Below are 16,216 nucleotides of genomic sequence, written 5' to 3'. Positions count from 1 at the left end.
AACTTTTATCATGTAAAAACAAGAAAATCATCAAATTGACACGTATCAACCTGATGATTTGATTAATCTCAATAATTAACGCTGACCTTATCACTCCTTTCGCCTTACAAGCTGGCGGAGGGAGAAATCCTCGCGGTAGGCAATCTCTATTTTCGTGAAACCGAGGGCGCGGAGCTGTGGAATGAGGAGGTCTGTTGCGGAGACCTTGGCGGTCTCGATGACTGCCTGCTGGGCGGAATCCGGCAGCTCTGTCCATGCGCTCTCCTTTGCCTGGCGCACCATCTCCTGGTACTGCTCGTAGGTCAGTCCTTTGCCGAGGAGCTGCTTCTCCTGCGACTCGTTCTCATGGTCCACGGTGCATGCTGTCTCCACGATTATCGGGTCGGGCAGGATTATGCGTATCGTCTTGCCGTCGGTGCGCACATTGCGGCTGTCGACGCGTCCGAGGTCGATGTATGCCTTGTAGGTCACGGTGACAGGAATCTTCGCCTCTGTCTTACCGAGCGGCAGGTCGATGGACTTGTCTATGCCGAGGGCTTTAAGGGAGAGCTTGTTCTGCGAGGTGTAGGTCATGGTCTTCTTGCTCTGCGCCTCGGCGGTGTAGAGACGCGAATGCCGGCGGACGGTCTCGATGACGGCTTCTTCCTGCGGTTTCTCTTCAGGATTGGCATTGCTGCATGCCTTCATGCTGAGGATTGTCATGAGGGATAAGACGATGACTGTGAGGACAAGATAGACTGTGAGTTCCTTGGATTTCATGGTTGTGGAGATGCGTTTGGTGAGAGAGGTTGTAATTAATTGTCAGTTATGTCAGTATTGACAGCACTGTCAGTATTGTCAAGATTGTCAATACTGTCAATACTGTCTGACACATTGCTGCCCGAAGAGGTTGCCCCAGGCGTAGCTGCCGGGCTTCATGGTGATGTGGATGTCGGCATTGAGTGGCTTGATGCGCACCACACCGGGCGCGATTTCGTCAGTGACGGTGAACGTATGCCAAGGGGTTTGGGAGAGTATGGCAAAGGCTGTCGCACCGCCTTCTATGACAAGCTCCGCAGGGAGGGCGGCATCGAGCATGGCGCAGCATACTTCCGCCATTGTGCGGCGCAGATAGACGGCAGCATCCTTGCCTGTGCGGACTTCCTTGTCGCCTATGGTGAGCACGGTGCTGCCTGCCTTTGTGTAGCGCGGCAGTATGGCTTCAGTCCATGAGGAGGCATCGGCACGCTCATAGAAGACGTCCGTCGGCATTGTCTCGACAGGCATCCCGAGGTCGAGAGCCTTGCTCTGCGTGGAGCCGCGGACGACAATCATCGGCGAGGAAAGGGACAATGGCGAGGGCTTCTCAAGAGGTTCATGGGGCTCTTTGACAAAAAGTTGCTCGACGAGGGAGCAGAACAGGTCTGCCGCCCCGGCAAGGAGCGTGTCGCCGGCGGTGAGTGCGGAGGCTGCGGCACGATCTGTGTCGGCCTTGCTTTCGGCGTTTGCGAAGGGCAAATCGGGGAATCGTTCCGCCACGCTGCTTGTCACGGCAGGGAACTCAGGGTCAAAGCGGAAGTCGGTCTCCGCTATCGGTGTGCCGTTGACATAGTATGTCCCGTCCTTTATTATGCGTCCTTTTGAGGGGTTGGCAGGGACATACAACGCACGGGAATAATGGCTGTTGTCAAGGATAGCTTGCAGTTCCTCGCGGACATTTCCGCGCAGTGCGGAGTCTGTCTTGCGGAAGATGAGTTTCTGTTTGTCACCATCGGCGCATGGGAAAGCCATTACCGCCTTGGTGACCTTTGCCGTCATGGCATAAGCCTCGGCAGCGGTGACGGAACGTGCGTCGGTGGCAAAGACAATGACATCCGTACCTTCCTCGATGGAAGAAGGGACGGATGTCGTAAGAGTTGTGCGCAGACCGTAGCGGTGAGCCATACCGGCGATTTCCGCCGCGCCTGTGATGTCGTCAGCAATAACGTAGAGCATGAGTTGTTAATCGGTTTGGTCAGTTCTGTCATTATTGTCAGTAGTGTCAGTACTGACAGTATTGTCAATTATGTCATTACTGACAGTATTGACCAAAACTGACAATAATGAGAATCCTTTACTTCATTCTTATTGATTGAAGGAGTTGAATAATTCTACACGTTCTAATCGTTTTCTCTTCCAGCGTGTTATCGCCATCTTTGTCGCATACTCAATGGAGGAGATGAGAGCATCCTCGGCAGCAACTCCCTTTCCTGCCACATCAAAGGCTGTGCCGTGGTCGACGGACACGCGGATGATAGGGAGTCCGAGAGTGATGTTCACACCTTTCTGCGGCAGCATCTTGCCTGTGGCAGCGTCCCAGTTGAAGCCTACGACCTTCAAAGGGATGTGTCCCTGGTCATGGTACTGTGCCACGACACCGTCATATTTGCCGCTCTTTGCCTTCGCAAACACTGAGTCCGGCGGCACAGGGCCTTCGACATTGAAGCCGCGAGCCTTGAGTTCCTCAACGGCAGGGATGATTTCCTTCGCCTCTTCCCAGCCGAAGAGCCCGTTCTCGGAGCAGTGCGGGTTAAGTCCTGCTATGGCAATGTGCGGATTGTTGATGCCAAACTGGCGGCAGGCATCGTCGATAAGCTCATAAACCTCTATGATACGCTCCTTCTTGCAGCGGTCGCAAGCCTCGCGGAGCGATACGTGGGTGGAGACATGAATCACACGCATAGGGCCGTCGGCAAGGAGCATGGCGTATTTCTTTGTGTTGGTGAAGGTGGCGTAAATCTCTGTGTGGCCGTCATAATTGTGGCCTGCGAGGTGTATAGCCTCCTTGTTAAGCGGTGCCGTGCATGTGCCGTCAACCTCTTCAGCCATGGCGAGTTCGATGGCTTTGCGCACATACTGGAAGGCGGCATTGCCACACTGCACCTGCACTTCGCCGAACTTGAATGTGTCAAGGTCTATGAGGTCGAGGTCGTAGACATCGATTGTGCCGTGCTCAAACTTGGCGTCCTTGACGGCGGCAATGGCGTTTACGGAGAGCGGCTGGTCGAGTTTCAGGAGTTCGATGGCGAGGCTGATAATCTTCGCATCGCCTACGATGAGTGGCTTACAGAGGGAATATGTCTCTTCGCGGGCGAGGGAGCGGACGCAGATTTCAGGTCCTATGCCGGCAGGGTCGCCCATGGTTATTGCTAATATTGGTTTCATTTGGGTTTTAGGTTTTTGTGACAGGATTGACAGTAGTGTCAGCAATGACAGTACAGACCGAAACGACAATACTGACAATATTGACACAACTGACGATACTGATTGAGGTTATTTCTTTTCAAGCACTGCCTCGGCAACTATCTCCGCAATCTTTGCCGCACCCTTGTCAGTCGGGTGGATACCGTCCTTCTGCATGAGGTTGGCATGTGGCGCAAAGAGAGTGTGGAGGTCGATGAATCCGCACTTGTTCTTCTTTGACAGCTTCTTCAAGGCAGGGACTTCGACGGCGGAAATGACAGAATCATTGATTGTCCATGTGGACTTGAATGCCGGAATCGGTGACGCAAGGAAGATGCGCGGTGAGGAAGGCAGGGTGCGAAGCTCATCAATCATCTTCTGCACGGCGGCAGGATAAGTCTTCTCAAGCCCGTTGCGGTTATGCTCCTTAGTATCGTTCGTGCCGAGCTTTATCACCACAATGTCCGGCTGCCAGTCAAGACAGTCGCGCCAAGCCTTTTCCTTTCGGTAAGGAAGGTCGCCATTGTCGATTGCCGTGCGTGAGCTAACACCGAAGTTCTTCACGACATAGCCGTCGCCGGCGAGCTTGCCAAGGACGGCAGGATAACCGTTTCTGCCCGCCATGTCAATGCCCATGCCGTCAGTGATAGAGTTGCCCACGCAGGCAATCTTCTTCGCTCCCTGCTGAGGAAGACGGAGAGTGTCGAGCCAGCGGAGCAGCTCAGCCTTCATCTGTTCGTGATAAGCGAAGGTCGTGCGGAAACCGAATCCGTGGCCTCCCGACGGCCATGCGAAGAGCGAACAGTCGTTTCCGGCGTTGCGCATGGCGGAATAGTAGGCGATGCCGTTTGTCACCGGAGGCACGGCACGGTCATCACTCGCAAGGAGGATGATGGCGGGCGGAGTGAGATGACGGCGCACGGCACGGTTGTTGCTCCATTCCTTTACGAGTTTCTCATCATTTAGTCCGTCGCCAAGGAAATTGACGCAAGAGCCTTTGTGAGTGACTTTCTGGTCCATGGAGATGACCGGATAGAACAGTATTGAGAAGTCCGGACGCACCGCCATAGGGGCATGTGTGGAGACAGAGGAGGCGAGATGTCCGCCGGCGGAGAATCCCATGATTCCCACTGCGGCAGGGTTTATGCGCCATACCGCGGCACTGTCCCTCACGGTCCGCATCGCCTTGTAGGCGTCAGTGAGAGGAACCGAGCGGTCGCCCTTAGGCATTCTGTACTGCAGGACGCAGTAGGCGATGCCGTTCTCGTTGAAGAACGGTGCCCAGTTGTGTCCCTCATTCTCCATGGAAAGGTGGGAATAGCCACCGCCCGGGCAGTCGACAATCGCCATTCCTGACGACCGTGGGTGCTCCGGAAGGTAGACAGTCATCTCAGCCTTTCCGTCGTCTGACAAAGGTAATGTCAGTCTGCGTGCTGTCTGCGCCTGTGCCGAAAGGACGGCTGTGAAGGCAAGCAGGCAGGCAGTGAGTCCGTGTTTCATTGGTTGTAGATTGGAGAGGGGTCATGGTCATCATGATACCACATGATGTAACATGATGCATCATGATGACCATGATTCCCCCATAATTATTAATAAAGTGCGTTATAGATGTCCTTGCAATCCTCTTCCGTGACAGGGCGAGGGTTGTTCTTCAGCAGACGCTGCTGGAGCATTGCCGCCGCTGCCATTGCCGGAACCTCCGACTGTGGGATGTCTATCTCGGCAAGAGTCTGCGGTATGCCACAGTTCTTTGACAGCTGTGCCACAAACTCCACGCCGCGGAGAGCTGTCTCCTCGTCTGTCGCGCCCGGCTCACATCCGCAAGCAATGGCCACATCGGCATATCTCTTGACATTTGCCTCCATGTTGAACTTCATCACCGTAGGCAGAAGGACGGAATTGGAGAGACCGTGGCTCTTGTGGAACATGCCGCCCACAGGGTAAGCCAAGGCGTGGACAGCAGCCGTGTTGACAGGCCCGAGACCGAGACCGCCGTACATTGAGCCGAGGAGCATTGCCTCGCGAGCCTCCATGTCCTTACCGTCCTTGACGGCGCGCTCAAGGTTCTTGGCAATGAGCTCTATGCCTTTCAGGGCGTACATGTCGACGCAAGGGTGCGCGAACTTGTTGGTGTAGACCTCGATGCAGTGGGTCAGTGCGTCCATACCTGTCTCGGCTGTGATGCGCGGAGGCACTGTCGCGGTGAGCTGCGGGTCAAGGTAAGCGACATCAGCAAGGAGGAAATTGGAGATGATGCCCTTCTTTCCGTTGTCCGTCTCGTCAAGGAGGATGGCGTTAGGGGACACCTCGGAGCCTGTGCCGGCTGTCGTAGGAGCGCAGGCAAACCATACTCCGCGCTGTTTGATGAAGCCGATGCCGTAGCATTCCTCGATGGTCTGTTCGGTGTGCATGAATGTAGCGACAAGTTTTGCGACATCCATGACAGAGCCGCCACCGATGCCTATCACAGAGTCAGCACCGAATTCCTGCGCCTCCTTGAGTATGCGCTTGAAGTCGTTGACGGTAGGTTCGCCGAGGATTTTTGTCTCGACCATGGTCTTCACCCCACCCTCTTCGAGCTGCTTGATGACCGGAGAGATGAGCGGCAGTATCGGATCAGCGGTGAGGATGAAAAGGTTCTTGAGTCCGGAAGCGAGATATTCCTCGCACATCTTGTTCATGCAGCCTGTGCCGAAGACAATGCGCTGCGGCTGCTTTAGTTCTATTGGGTTCATGTTTTGTTGTTTGTTTAGTGGGTTGAGGGTTAATGGTTGGCGGTTTTGCAACATGATTTATCATGGTTGAACATGTTACATCATAATGCAGTACTGCCACCTCCTGCCTTCACCCCTTGATTAATTACTTTTCTCTTGACTTCAGCCAGCCCCACAGAGTGAGCTCCTCGTCAATCTTTTCGCCCTTGAAGAAGAAGGACGCCACATAGCCCACGACAAGGACAATGATATGGCTGTAGACGCCGAGCATGTACTTGGAGTGGGTATAGTTCCACGCTCCGAGGTCGAGAAGCGCCTGCTTTGAGCCGTCAGGCATCTTCTGCGGGGATGTGAGCATAGCGTAGGCAGTGAACAGAATGCAGACGGCAAGTCCGACATAAAGCCCCTGCTTGTTTGTCCTTTTGCTCAGCAGACCGAGGAGGAAGATGCCCACGATTCCGGCGGAGAAGATGGCATAGAAGCTGAAGATTGTCTCAAGGACCGCTCCGCCGTTGCTCTGCACATAGAGGATTGCGATGCCTATCGCGCCAAGTCCTGCGAGGACAACTATCCAACGGCCGAAGATGAGTTTCGTACGGTCACTGACATCCGGCTTGAAGCGCACAAGATAGTCCTGCACGGCGATAGCCGAAAGGCAGTTGAGGTCGGAGTCGAGCGAGGATATTGCCGCCGCCGCGATTGCCGCGATGATTATTCCGCGCACACCCATAGGGAGCTGTGTGGAGATGAAATGCGGGAACACAGCGTCCGGTTTCATGCCTTCCACGGCTGCATCCGGTGCAAGCTGGTAGTAGGCGAAGAGCAGTGAGCCCACGAACATGAACATTGTCCACACGGGAACGGAGAGGAACACGCCGATGAAAGCTGCCTTTTTCGCCTCGTGGTCGTCCTTGGCGGTGAGGTAGCGCTGCACAATTGTTTGGTCAGTGCCGTACTTCTGCAGGGCGTAGAAGATGCCGTTGAACACCATCACCCAGAAGGTTGTCTCGACAAAGTCCCACTCAAACGGCCCGACACCTATCTTGCTGACCTCGTAAGACCCGACGGTTGTCGTGGCGTTCCATGCCGTGGAGAGTATCTCTCCGGAGGTTATGTCCGTGCCGTAAGGGAAGAGGAGCATGATGACGCACAAGAGTCCGCCGCCGATGAGCAGTCCGCCCTGCACCACATCCATCCAGATTATCGCCTCCATGCCACCGAGGAAAGTGAGCAGGATTATCGTCACGCCGAGGACGGCGATGATGATGTAGATGTCGATGTTCATGAACGCCGCAAGCGCCATTGACACAAGGAAGAAGACGGAGCCCATCTTCGTGAAGTGGGTGAGGATGAACGCCACACTGGAGTAATAGCGTGCCAAAGATCCGAAACGTCGCTCGAAGTACTCATACGTGGAGAGCCGGATGACCTTTCTGAACAGAGGCACGATGATTCCAATGCAGCAGACCAGGACGCAGGGCACCATGAGTCCCTGCACAAGAAGTATCCAATTGCCGCCATAAGCCGCTCCCGGATAGGCGAGGAATGTCACACTGCTTATCAATGTGGCGAAAATACTCATTCCCACCGCCCACACAGGCACCTTTCCGGAGCCTGTGAAGTAGGTGGAACTGTCCTTCTGCCTGTGGGCGAAGAACACGCCCATGCCTATGGCGAGAAGGATAGAAAGGACTACGATGGCGTAGTCCACCCAGTGAATGTCTGCCATAACTCCGCCGGTTTTACTCGTTGGTGATTGTCATGGCTTTCTCTGCGACAGCCTTCTCCTCGTCCTCGGAGAGGCGTGTGAGCGGCATGAGCATGTCAGGGGTGCACAGTCCGCGTGTCTGCATCATGACCTTCAGGGCTGTCAGCGACTGTCCAAGTGTGCGTCCTGCCTGATAAATCTTGGCGATTTCGTTTGTCTCATCCTGCAGGCGGTTGGCTGTCTCCATATCACCTGTTATGGCTGCGTCATAAAGTTCCTTGAACATTCCCGGCACGAAGTTGCCTGTTGAAGGCACGATACCGTTGCCGCCGAGTTCCAGAGAGCGTGCCGACTGTGCCGCCCATCCGCAGAAATAAGCGAAATCGTCCCTGCCCTGAGCTATGGCTATGCACTTCTCCATGCGCTCCATGTCGCGCTCAGAATCCTTCAGACCCACGATGTTCGGGTGGTGGGAAAGACGCTCGATGACATCGACAGGGATGGACATGTGTGTCGTTGCTGCAATGTTATAGAGCATGAGCGGGCCTTTTATGGAGTCCGCGAGTTTTGTGTAGTAGTTCTCCATCTGCTCGGGAGTGAGGGCATAATAGCTCGGCAGTGTCGCCACGATGACGTCCGCACCCGATGCGCTGTAGTATCCTGCCTGCTTAAGCTGCTCGATGAAGCAGTTGCCGGTCAGTCCGGCATAGATTGTTATCTTGCCTTCTGCGGCATTGACGGCAGTCTCGATGAACGCCTGTCCGTCAATTGTGGACACGGAGTTTCCTTCTCCCGTTGTGCCCATGAGGAGCGGGCTGACGCCTGCCTTGACGAACGACTTGATGATTCTCTCCACTGCTTCCTTGTCCAGGAATCCGTTCTTGGTCACCGGTGTCACCATAGGGACAACCACACCATTGTACTTGCTACTGTTCATTTTGTTTGGATTTGTTAGTTTGTGATTATGTTTTGTTTTAATTGTCTCAGCCTTTTTGTTTCAGGTATCTGCAAAGTTAATAAAATATTTTGTATTGTCAATGATTTTCCATGTTTTTTTGGATGGAAAGGGGAAAATGTTGTTTTTTCAATCCGGCAAATTGTCAAGTTGACAAACAGACAAGTCGGCAAATTGTCGGATTGCGGTCATTTCCCGGCTTTATAGAGCTGCCAGGAGTTGATGATGTTGTGCCAGATGCTGTAACATCCGCCTACAACGGAGGTGATGGGATTGAGGAACATAAGGCCGAGCCAGATGACGAAGACGGTGTTCTTCTGCCCGAAGGCCTGCCCTGCGGTGATTGCGCTGCGCTCTTCCGCACTGATAAAGGTGGTGGGGTCATAGACGGCTCTTTTCCATTCGGAGGGGTCTTTGACGGGTTGCGGATATCGTCTGCCTATCATCCTGCCGAGGGCAAACTGGATTATGCATGCCACAAGGGAGACGAGGGACAACCACAGGAGCAGGGAAAGGGCGATATGGCTGTTGTATATGGTGCGTACGGTCACCGTGATTGCGAGTGGAAGGGCTATGAGCCAGAGGTAGAAAGGGAGGTCGGGCATGCTGAGGAGCTTTGCGCAGAGCTTTTGGCAATAGTGTCTTGTGATGATTGCGAGGAGCAGGGGGCATAGGAGCAACGGGAACACTTGCCCCATGATGAGGAACAGTTCGGTGAAGAAGTCTATGCCGGCGTGTGGCTCCACGAGTGGCAGGAATGCGGGTGCGAGGATGCTTACCATCATGTTGCAGAGGAGGATATAGGTCACTATTCCTGACATTGAGCCGCCGAGTTTCCTTACAATGACGGCCGAGGCGGTCGCTGTGGGGCAGATGAAGCATAGCATTGCGCCCTCAAGGAGGAGTTTCATGTCCTCGGCAATGGTGGTGGGCAGCAGTCCGCAGGCATAGGCGGCGAGGGAGCAGAGTGCGAAGAGTCCGCCTTGTGTGAGCAGTAGAATGCCGTGCCATCGGTGGGGTTTGAGGTCGTGGGGGCTTACTCTGAGGAAGGAGAGGAAGAGCATCACGAAGATGAGTGATGGCTGTATGGCGCGCGTTATGGTGGCGTAGAGCATCCTTTCGCCCTCTGTGTCGAGGGGAAGGGCACGGAAGAGGTAGTAGGCAAGCACGCCCATGATCATTGCGATAGGGAGCTTGAAGGAGCGGAGATGGTTCATGAGTGATTTTTGGAAGTCAATACTGTCAGTAATGACAATAGTGTCAGTATTGACCGGGAACAGTGGTGTCAGTATTGACAGTATTGACAATACCTGCCGGAAACAACAACCGCCCGGACTGTCGTCACGGGCGGTCGGTAGTTATAGAGCTGTTCCCTTGCAGTGGATTAGTCAGCGAGTTTTGCCTTGATGAACTCACGGTTCAGGCGTGCGATGTTGGCGATGGACTCGTTCTTTGGACAAACAGCCTCGCAAGCGCGAGTGTTTGTACAGTTGCCGAAGCCGAGTTCCTCCATCTTCATCACCATTGCCTTTGCGCGCTTTGCAGCCTCAGGACGTCCCTGTGGAAGGAGAGCGAGCTGGCTTACCTTAGAGGATACGAAGAGCATTGCCGAACCGTTCTTGCAGGCTGCCACACAAGCGCCGCAGCCGATACATGTAGCGCAGTCCATTGCCTCGTCAGCGTCCTGCTTAGGGATAAGGATAGAATTGGCGTCCTGAGCCTGTCCTGTGCGGATAGATGTGTAGCCGCCTGCCTGGATAATCTTGTCGAAGGCGTTGCGGTCAACCATACAGTCCTTGATTACAGGGAAGCCTGCCGAGCGCCAAGGCTCTACGGTGATGACGTCACCGTCGTTGAACTTACGCATGTAGAGCTGGCATGTTGTAGCTCCGCGCTCTGTCTTTCCGTGCGGTGTGCCGTTGATGTAGAGTGAGCACATGCCGCAGATGCCCTCACGGCAGTCGTGGTCGAATACGAATGGTTCCTTGCCGTCATTGATGAGCTGTTCGTTCATCATGTCGAGCATCTCGAGGAATGATGTGTCGTCCGGCACATTCTTCATCAGCTGCTCTTCGAAGTGTCCCTGGTCCTTTGGACCGTTCTGCTTCCAGAATTTTACTGTTACAGTTATATTCTTTGCCATAATAGTGGTTTATGGTTGTGGGTTGGGAGGTTTTTCTTTGATGCAACATGATGAATCATGGTTCGACATGTTTTGTCATGAAGTCATGTTGCATCATGATTAACCATGATTCATCATGTTGCATCAGAGAGAAAATCTCCAACCCTGAGATTATTAATTCTTGTAGTTACGTGTCTGTACCTTTATTATCTCGTACTCGAGAGGCTCTTTTGAGAGCTCAGGAGCAGTCTCGTCATTCTTCTGGTACTCCCAGCAGCCGACATAGAAGAAGTTCTCGTCGTCACGCTTTGCCTCACCTTCCTCTGTCTGGTGCTCTTCACGGAAGTGTCCGCCGCAAGACTCCTCACGGTGGAGGGCGTCGTAAGCGACAAGCTCACCCATAAGGATGAAGTCGCGGAGGTGGATGGCCTTGTCAAGCTCAACGTTGAGACCGTCCTTTGTGCCAGGCACGAAGAGGTTGGTATTGAACTCTTTACGGAGCTCCTTAAGCATCTTCAAGCCTTCTTCGAGACCTGCCTTTGTGCGTCCCATGCCGACATGCTCCCACATAATGTGGCCGAGTTCCTTGTGGAGAGAGTCCACAGAACGCTTGCCCTTGATGTTGAGGAGACGCTCCATCTCTGCGTCAACAGCCTTCTCAGCTGCCTCAAACTCAGGCATTTCGGTAGAGAGGCGCGGCCAGATAGCCTGGTCGGCGAGATAGTTCTGGATTGTGTAAGGAAGCACGAAATAGCCGTCAGCGAGACCCTGCATGAGGGCAGAAGCGCCAAGACGGTTTGCTCCGTGGTCGGAGAAGTTGCACTCGCCGATGGCGAAGAGTCCCGGAATGGTTGTCTGGAGCTCGTAGTCAACCCAGATACCACCCATTGTGTAGTGGATGGCAGGGAAGATCATCATCGGATGATAGTACTCTACGCCGTCAACTGTCTTTGCAAGCTCGCCCGGATTGACATCGGTAATCTCCTCGTACATGTCAAAGAGGTTGCCATAACGCTGGCGAATCTCATTGATACCGAGACGCTGGATAGACTCGGAGAAGTCGAGGAACACGGCAAGACCTGTGTTGTTGACACCGAAGCCGTGGTCGCAACGCTCCTTGGCAGCACGGCTGGCAACGTCACGTGGCACGAGGTTGCCGAATGCCGGATAGCGGCGCTCGAGATAGTAGTCGCGGTCCTGCTCAGGAATCTCATAGCCCTGCTTTGTGCCTGCCTGGAGTGCCTTTGCATCCTCTATCTTCTTAGGAACCCAGATACGGCCGTCGTTACGCAGGGACTCTGACATAAGGGTCAGCTTTGACTGGTTGTCGCCGTGTACAGGGATACATGTAGGGTGAATCTGCACGTAGGATGGGTTTGCCATCATCGCACCCTTGCGGTAGCACTGGATAGCTGCCGTACAGTTGCATCCCATGGCGTTTGTGGAGAGGAAGTAAGCGTTGCCATAACCACCTGTGGCGATTACCACAGCGTTGGCGGAGAATCTCTCGAGCTTGCCTGTTACAAGGTTCTTGGCAATGATACCGCGAGCGCGACCGTCGATGATTACAACATCCTCCATCTCGTAGCGTGTGTAGAGACGAACCTTGCCGTCGTTCACCTGCTTAGAGAGAGAAGAGTAAGCACCGAGGAGAAGCTGCTGGCCTGTCTGTCCCTTTGCGTAGAATGTACGTGACACCTGCGCACCACCGAAAGAGCGGTTTGCAAGCATACCGCCGTACTCGCGTGCGAAAGGAACGCCCTGAGCGACACACTGGTCGATGATGTCGTTGGACACCTCGGCAAGACGATAGACGTTTGCCTCACGTGCACGGTAGTCACCGCCCTTCACTGTGTCGTAGAACAGACGGTAAACGGAGTCGCCGTCGTTCTGATAGTTCTTAGCAGCATTGATACCACCCTGCGCTGCGATAGAGTGCGCACGGCGTGGTGAGTCCTGGATGCAGAAGTTATAGACGTTGAAGCCCATCTCACCGAGTGATGCGGCAGCACTGGCGCCTGCCAGACCTGTTCCGACAACGATGACGTCGAGCTTCAGTTTGTTCTTAGGGTTGACCAGGCGCTGATGAGCCTTGTAGTTGGTCCATTTCTCGGCTACCGGTCCTTCTGGTATTCTTGAGTTTAATTGCTTAGCCATTGTTTTCTTGTTTCTTCAAGGTTGGATTATTTCAATGTGAACACTATTGCCACCACAGCGAATCCAAGCATGAGGATTGTGGTGTAGGCAACGCCGATTACCTTCCAGCGGTTGAACCACACCTTGCCGTTGATGCCGAGGGTCTGCATTGCTGACCAGAAACCGTGGGTGAGGTGGAACCAGATTGCAGCAAACCAAGCGAGGTAGAGGACTGTCCACACAGGGTTCTTGAACGTGAGCTCTATCCACGCATAGCCGTCAGCAGGACCCGGAACGCCTGCGCCGCAGCCATACATGGCAGCAGCAGGGTCGAGGAGCTCGACAGCCATCATGTTCCACCAGAAGTGGTAGAGGTGGAGCAGCAGGCCGAGGACGATGATAAGGCCGAGGACGAGCATGTTCTGTGATGCCCAGTCCACCATTGCCGGCTTCTCTGTCACTTCGTAAGCGTTGTTTCCACGCGCCTTCTTGTTCTGCATTGTCAGCCAGAAAGCGTAGAAAATGTGAATCACTGCCAGACCGGCAAGACCGAGTGTTGCAACCACGGCGTACCAGTTGGCTCCAAGGAACTCACAGATCATGTTGTAGCCCTCTGCGGAGAACAGCGCGACTACGTTCATGCTCATGTGGAACGTCAGGAAAAGGATAAGGCAGATGCCGGTCACGGACATAACTACCTTTCTACCGATTGGAGAGTTTAATAACCACATAGATTTTTGAATGTTGATTGAATTAATTATGTTTTTGAATTTGTTCCGATAGGTTTTTCGTCAAGCTTCACCATGAGTTGCCAAGTTGCATCATGAGATATCATGTTACATCATGCCACATCGCGCTGCACCATGATTCACCATGACGCATCATGTTGCATCATGGTTTATCAGCCACGCCCCTTCGCATCTCACGCCCCTTGCCAAAAGGTATCACTTCACCACACGAAAGGTATCACTTTACCACACAAAAGGTAACATTTCGTATGGTAAAAGGTAACGCTTCGCAAAGTCATGCGCTACAGTCCGCCGACGGCATCGCTTCCGCCATACATGGCTTTTTGCGCCTGAGCCGCCGAAATCCCACGCCACGGAAAGCCTCCCATGTAGTCGGGCATGACGGCGTGCAGGGCGCGCGGAGACGCTCTCTGTCAGGTTGTACACGCGTATGTGCGTGGTTTCGATTGCAAAATTAATAATTATTGTTGATTAATCAAAATATTTTCCAAAGAATTCAAAATATTTTCTTACTTTTGCAGGAAAATAAAAAAACTACGCAATGATACTTTTCTATGACGTGATAGTCGTCGGAGCCGGACACGCTGGGTGCGAGGCGGCTTGCGCAAGTGCGGGTCTCGGCGCGAAGACTTGCCTCGTGACGATGGACATGAACAAGATTGCACAGATGTCGTGCAACCCTGCCGTGGGCGGAATTGCCAAGGGACAGATTGTCCGCGAGGTGGACGCGCTCGGCGGAAGGATGGGCATCGTCACTGACAGGACTGCCATACAGTTCCGCATGCTCAACCGCTCGAAGGGTCCGGCGATGTGGAGCCCTCGCGCACAGTGTGACCGTGGGAAGTTCATCTGGGAATGGCGCCACCAACTGGACATAACGCCTAACCTCGACATCTGGCAGGACCAAGTGGACGAACTGCTCACGGAGAACGGCAGTGTCTGCGGCGTGACAACAATATGGGGCGTGGAAATCCGCGCAAAGGCTGTTGTCATCACAGCAGGAACATTCCTCAACGGACTGCTGCACATCGGACGCAAGATGGTTCCGGGTGGAAGAATCGCCGAACCGGCGGCTGCGCATCTGACAGAATCGATAAACGCTCTCGGCATCAGGTCGGCACGAATGAAAACGGGAACTCCGGTGCGCATCGACGCACGCTCCGTGCATTATGAGGACATGGTGCGGCAGGACGGCGAGCAGATGGACAGGATGTTCAGCTACCTTGACTCGGAAACGTTCGAGAGCCAGTTCACGGACGACCGCAGGAATTTTGCCCTGCCTTACCCTTCCGACGAGAATTGTGCGGGCGGTTCGGTGCTCCCGTGCTGGACGACGGAGACAAACAGCCGCTGCCATGAGAAACTTCTCTCTGGTCTTGCCGACTCTCCACTGTACAACGGACAGATTGAGTCCATCGGACCGCGCTACTGTCCGTCGGTGGAAACAAAACTTATAACGTTCCCGGACCGCACGTCGCATCCGCTGTTCCTCGAGCCTGAGGGGACGGACTCCAACGAGATGTACCTTAACGGCTTCTCTTCGTCCATGCCGATGGAGGTGCAGATAGAGGCTCTCCGTGAGATTCCGGCGTTCAGGGATTTGAAGGTTTATCGTCCGGGCTATGCCATAGAGTACGATTTCTTCGACCCTACACAGTTGAAGCATACTCTCGAATCGAAGGCTTGCAAGGGCCTTTTCTTCGCAGGACAGGTCAACGGCACGACGGGTTACGAGGAGGCAGCGGGTCAGGGACTCATGGCGGGACTCAATGCGGCACGCCTTGCCGGCGGAGAGGATGGCATCGTACTTAACCGTGACCAGGCTTACATCGGCGTACTCATCGATGATCTCGTGATGAAAGGTGTCGACGAACCGTACCGTATGTTCACTTCCAGGGCGGAGTATCGCATACTTCTTCGTCAGGATGATGCCGACCGACGGCTCACTGCCCTATCCCACTCCGCCGGACTTGCTACTTCCGTCCGCATGAACCGCTGGCTTGAAAAGGAAAAAGGCATAGAGACTCTTCGGGAGATTCTGCACAACACGACGGTGAAACCGCAGAAAATAAATCCTTATCTCGAAGGAATCGGCTCTACTCCTCTGCGTGGCTCTTACCACCTTGATGACCTTCTCGCCCGTCCGGGTGTGACAATCAACGGTCTCATTGAGCATAATATCTTGCCAGAATCATTCGATTCTCTCGATTCATTCGGTTCTCTCGGATTATCCGAATTACTCGATTCGCCCGATTCTTCCGAACCAATCGATTCCGCCGTGAAACACCTCTCCTCCCTCAAATCCGAAATCATCGAGGCGACAGAGGTAATGGTAAAGTATGACGGATATATCCGCCGCGAGCGCGAATATGCGGAAAAGATGCACCGCCTTGAGGACATCAAAATCCCCGGAAACTTCGATTACAATTCCCTGCAGAGCCTTTCGACCGAGGCCAGACAGAAACTTTCGGCGCGCCTTCCGCAGACTCTCGCACAGGCTTCACGCATCCCGGGAGTGTCCCCTTCGGACATCAATGTGCTATTAGTGTATATGGGACGCTAATGTTTCACGTGGAACGTAGATAAAACACACGATTTCAACGAAAAGAGACGTTAGAAACAAGTTTTTGT

At 53.8% G+C, this 16,216-nt stretch carries 13 protein-coding genes; 1 reads left to right on the top strand and 12 read right to left on the bottom strand.

From position 1 onward, the window contains the following. Window positions 1-90 precede the first annotated feature (90 nt). The 12 genes from HPS57_RS06990 to HPS57_RS06935 form a co-directional block, all read right to left on the bottom strand. Window positions 91-759: a DUF4230 domain-containing protein gene (locus HPS57_RS06990; protein WP_172181550.1), complete on the bottom strand. Its 669-nt coding sequence runs from the start codon at window positions 757-759 to the stop codon at window positions 91-93. Between the two features lie 96 nt (window positions 760-855). Next, window positions 856-1,974, bottom strand: coding sequence for a four-carbon acid sugar kinase family protein (locus HPS57_RS06985; protein WP_172181548.1), 1,119 nt, complete (start codon window positions 1,972-1,974; stop codon window positions 856-858). Window positions 1,975-2,103: 129 nt separating this feature from the next. Next, on the bottom strand, window positions 2,104-3,183 hold the full coding sequence (gene pdxA / locus HPS57_RS06980; RefSeq protein WP_216653388.1) for a 4-hydroxythreonine-4-phosphate dehydrogenase PdxA: 1,080 nt from the start codon (window positions 3,181-3,183) through the stop codon (window positions 2,104-2,106). A 108-nt stretch (window positions 3,184-3,291) separates the two neighbouring features. Continuing rightward, entirely contained in the window at window positions 3,292-4,701 is a 1,410-nt protein-coding gene (gene axeA1 / locus HPS57_RS06975) for an acetylxylan esterase AxeA1 (protein ID WP_172181546.1), read from the bottom strand. 89 nt (window positions 4,702-4,790) lie between these two features. Next, window positions 4,791-5,936 carry an iron-containing alcohol dehydrogenase gene (locus tag HPS57_RS06970; RefSeq protein WP_172181544.1) on the bottom strand — a complete coding sequence of 382 codons (1,146 nt, stop codon included), beginning with the start codon at window positions 5,934-5,936 and terminating at the stop codon, window positions 4,791-4,793. A 124-nt stretch (window positions 5,937-6,060) separates the two neighbouring features. Further along, entirely contained in the window at window positions 6,061-7,644 is a 1,584-nt protein-coding gene (locus tag HPS57_RS06965) for a sodium:solute symporter family protein (protein ID WP_172181542.1), read from the bottom strand. 13 nt (window positions 7,645-7,657) lie between these two features. Then, the gene (locus tag HPS57_RS06960) at window positions 7,658-8,560 is read right to left on the bottom strand and encodes a dihydrodipicolinate synthase family protein (protein WP_172181540.1); all 903 of its coding nucleotides are present in this window, start codon (window positions 8,558-8,560) and stop codon (window positions 7,658-7,660) included. Between the two features lie 206 nt (window positions 8,561-8,766). Then, window positions 8,767-9,885 carry a transporter gene (locus HPS57_RS06955; protein WP_172181538.1) on the bottom strand — a complete coding sequence of 373 codons (1,119 nt, stop codon included), beginning with the start codon at window positions 9,883-9,885 and terminating at the stop codon, window positions 8,767-8,769. Window positions 9,886-9,962: 77 nt separating this feature from the next. Continuing rightward, complete coding sequence (locus HPS57_RS06950; protein WP_135940068.1) at window positions 9,963-10,721, bottom strand: succinate dehydrogenase/fumarate reductase iron-sulfur subunit; 759 nt, start codon at window positions 10,719-10,721, stop codon at window positions 9,963-9,965. 153 nt (window positions 10,722-10,874) lie between these two features. Then, window positions 10,875-12,857 carry a fumarate reductase/succinate dehydrogenase flavoprotein subunit gene (locus HPS57_RS06945; RefSeq protein ID WP_172181536.1) on the bottom strand — a complete coding sequence of 661 codons (1,983 nt, stop codon included), beginning with the start codon at window positions 12,855-12,857 and terminating at the stop codon, window positions 10,875-10,877. A gap of 26 nt (window positions 12,858-12,883) precedes the next feature. Continuing rightward, window positions 12,884-13,567: a succinate dehydrogenase cytochrome b subunit gene (locus HPS57_RS06940; RefSeq protein WP_172181534.1), complete on the bottom strand. Its 684-nt coding sequence runs from the start codon at window positions 13,565-13,567 to the stop codon at window positions 12,884-12,886. Window positions 13,568-13,807: 240 nt separating this feature from the next. After that, window positions 13,808-14,011: a hypothetical protein gene (locus HPS57_RS06935; protein WP_172181532.1), complete on the bottom strand. Its 204-nt coding sequence runs from the start codon at window positions 14,009-14,011 to the stop codon at window positions 13,808-13,810. A gap of 115 nt (window positions 14,012-14,126) precedes the next feature. On the opposite strand from HPS57_RS06935, the gene mnmG reads away from it, so the two are divergent. Continuing rightward, window positions 14,127-16,148, top strand: a complete 2,022-nt coding sequence (mnmG, locus tag HPS57_RS06930; protein WP_172181530.1) for a tRNA uridine-5-carboxymethylaminomethyl(34) synthesis enzyme MnmG — start codon at window positions 14,127-14,129, stop codon at window positions 16,146-16,148. Window positions 16,149-16,216: the final 68 nt, after the last annotated feature.

The organism is Palleniella intestinalis, assembly GCF_013166595.1.
Lineage (GTDB): Bacteria > Bacteroidota > Bacteroidia > Bacteroidales > Bacteroidaceae > Prevotella > Prevotella intestinalis.
Note: the sequence above shows the minus strand (reverse complement) of the source record. Positions and strands in the feature narration are given on the sequence as shown.

Bases quoted from the DNA above. Each gene is read 5' to 3' on its own strand.
- HPS57_RS06990 (WP_172181550.1), bottom strand. From the start codon at position 759: ATGAAATCCAAGGAACTCACAGTCTATCTTGTCCTCACAGTCATCGTC.
- HPS57_RS06985 (WP_172181548.1), bottom strand. From the start codon at position 1,974: ATGCTCTACGTTATTGCTGACGACATCACAGGCGCGGCGGAAATCGCC.
- pdxA (WP_216653388.1), bottom strand. From the start codon at position 3,183: ATGAAACCAATATTAGCAATAACCATGGGCGACCCTGCCGGCATAGGA.
- axeA1 (WP_172181546.1), bottom strand. From the start codon at position 4,701: ATGAAACACGGACTCACTGCCTGCCTGCTTGCCTTCACAGCCGTCCTT.
- HPS57_RS06970 (WP_172181544.1), bottom strand. From the start codon at position 5,936: ATGAACCCAATAGAACTAAAGCAGCCGCAGCGCATTGTCTTCGGCACA.
- HPS57_RS06965 (WP_172181542.1), bottom strand. From the start codon at position 7,644: ATGGCAGACATTCACTGGGTGGACTACGCCATCGTAGTCCTTTCTATC.
- HPS57_RS06960 (WP_172181540.1), bottom strand. From the start codon at position 8,560: ATGAACAGTAGCAAGTACAATGGTGTGGTTGTCCCTATGGTGACACCG.
- HPS57_RS06950 (WP_135940068.1), bottom strand. From the start codon at position 10,721: ATGGCAAAGAATATAACTGTAACAGTAAAATTCTGGAAGCAGAACGGT.
- HPS57_RS06945 (WP_172181536.1), bottom strand. From the start codon at position 12,857: ATGGCTAAGCAATTAAACTCAAGAATACCAGAAGGACCGGTAGCCGAG.
- HPS57_RS06940 (WP_172181534.1), bottom strand. From the start codon at position 13,567: ATGTGGTTATTAAACTCTCCAATCGGTAGAAAGGTAGTTATGTCCGTG.
- mnmG (WP_172181530.1), top strand. From the start codon at position 14,127: ATGATACTTTTCTATGACGTGATAGTCGTCGGAGCCGGACACGCTGGG.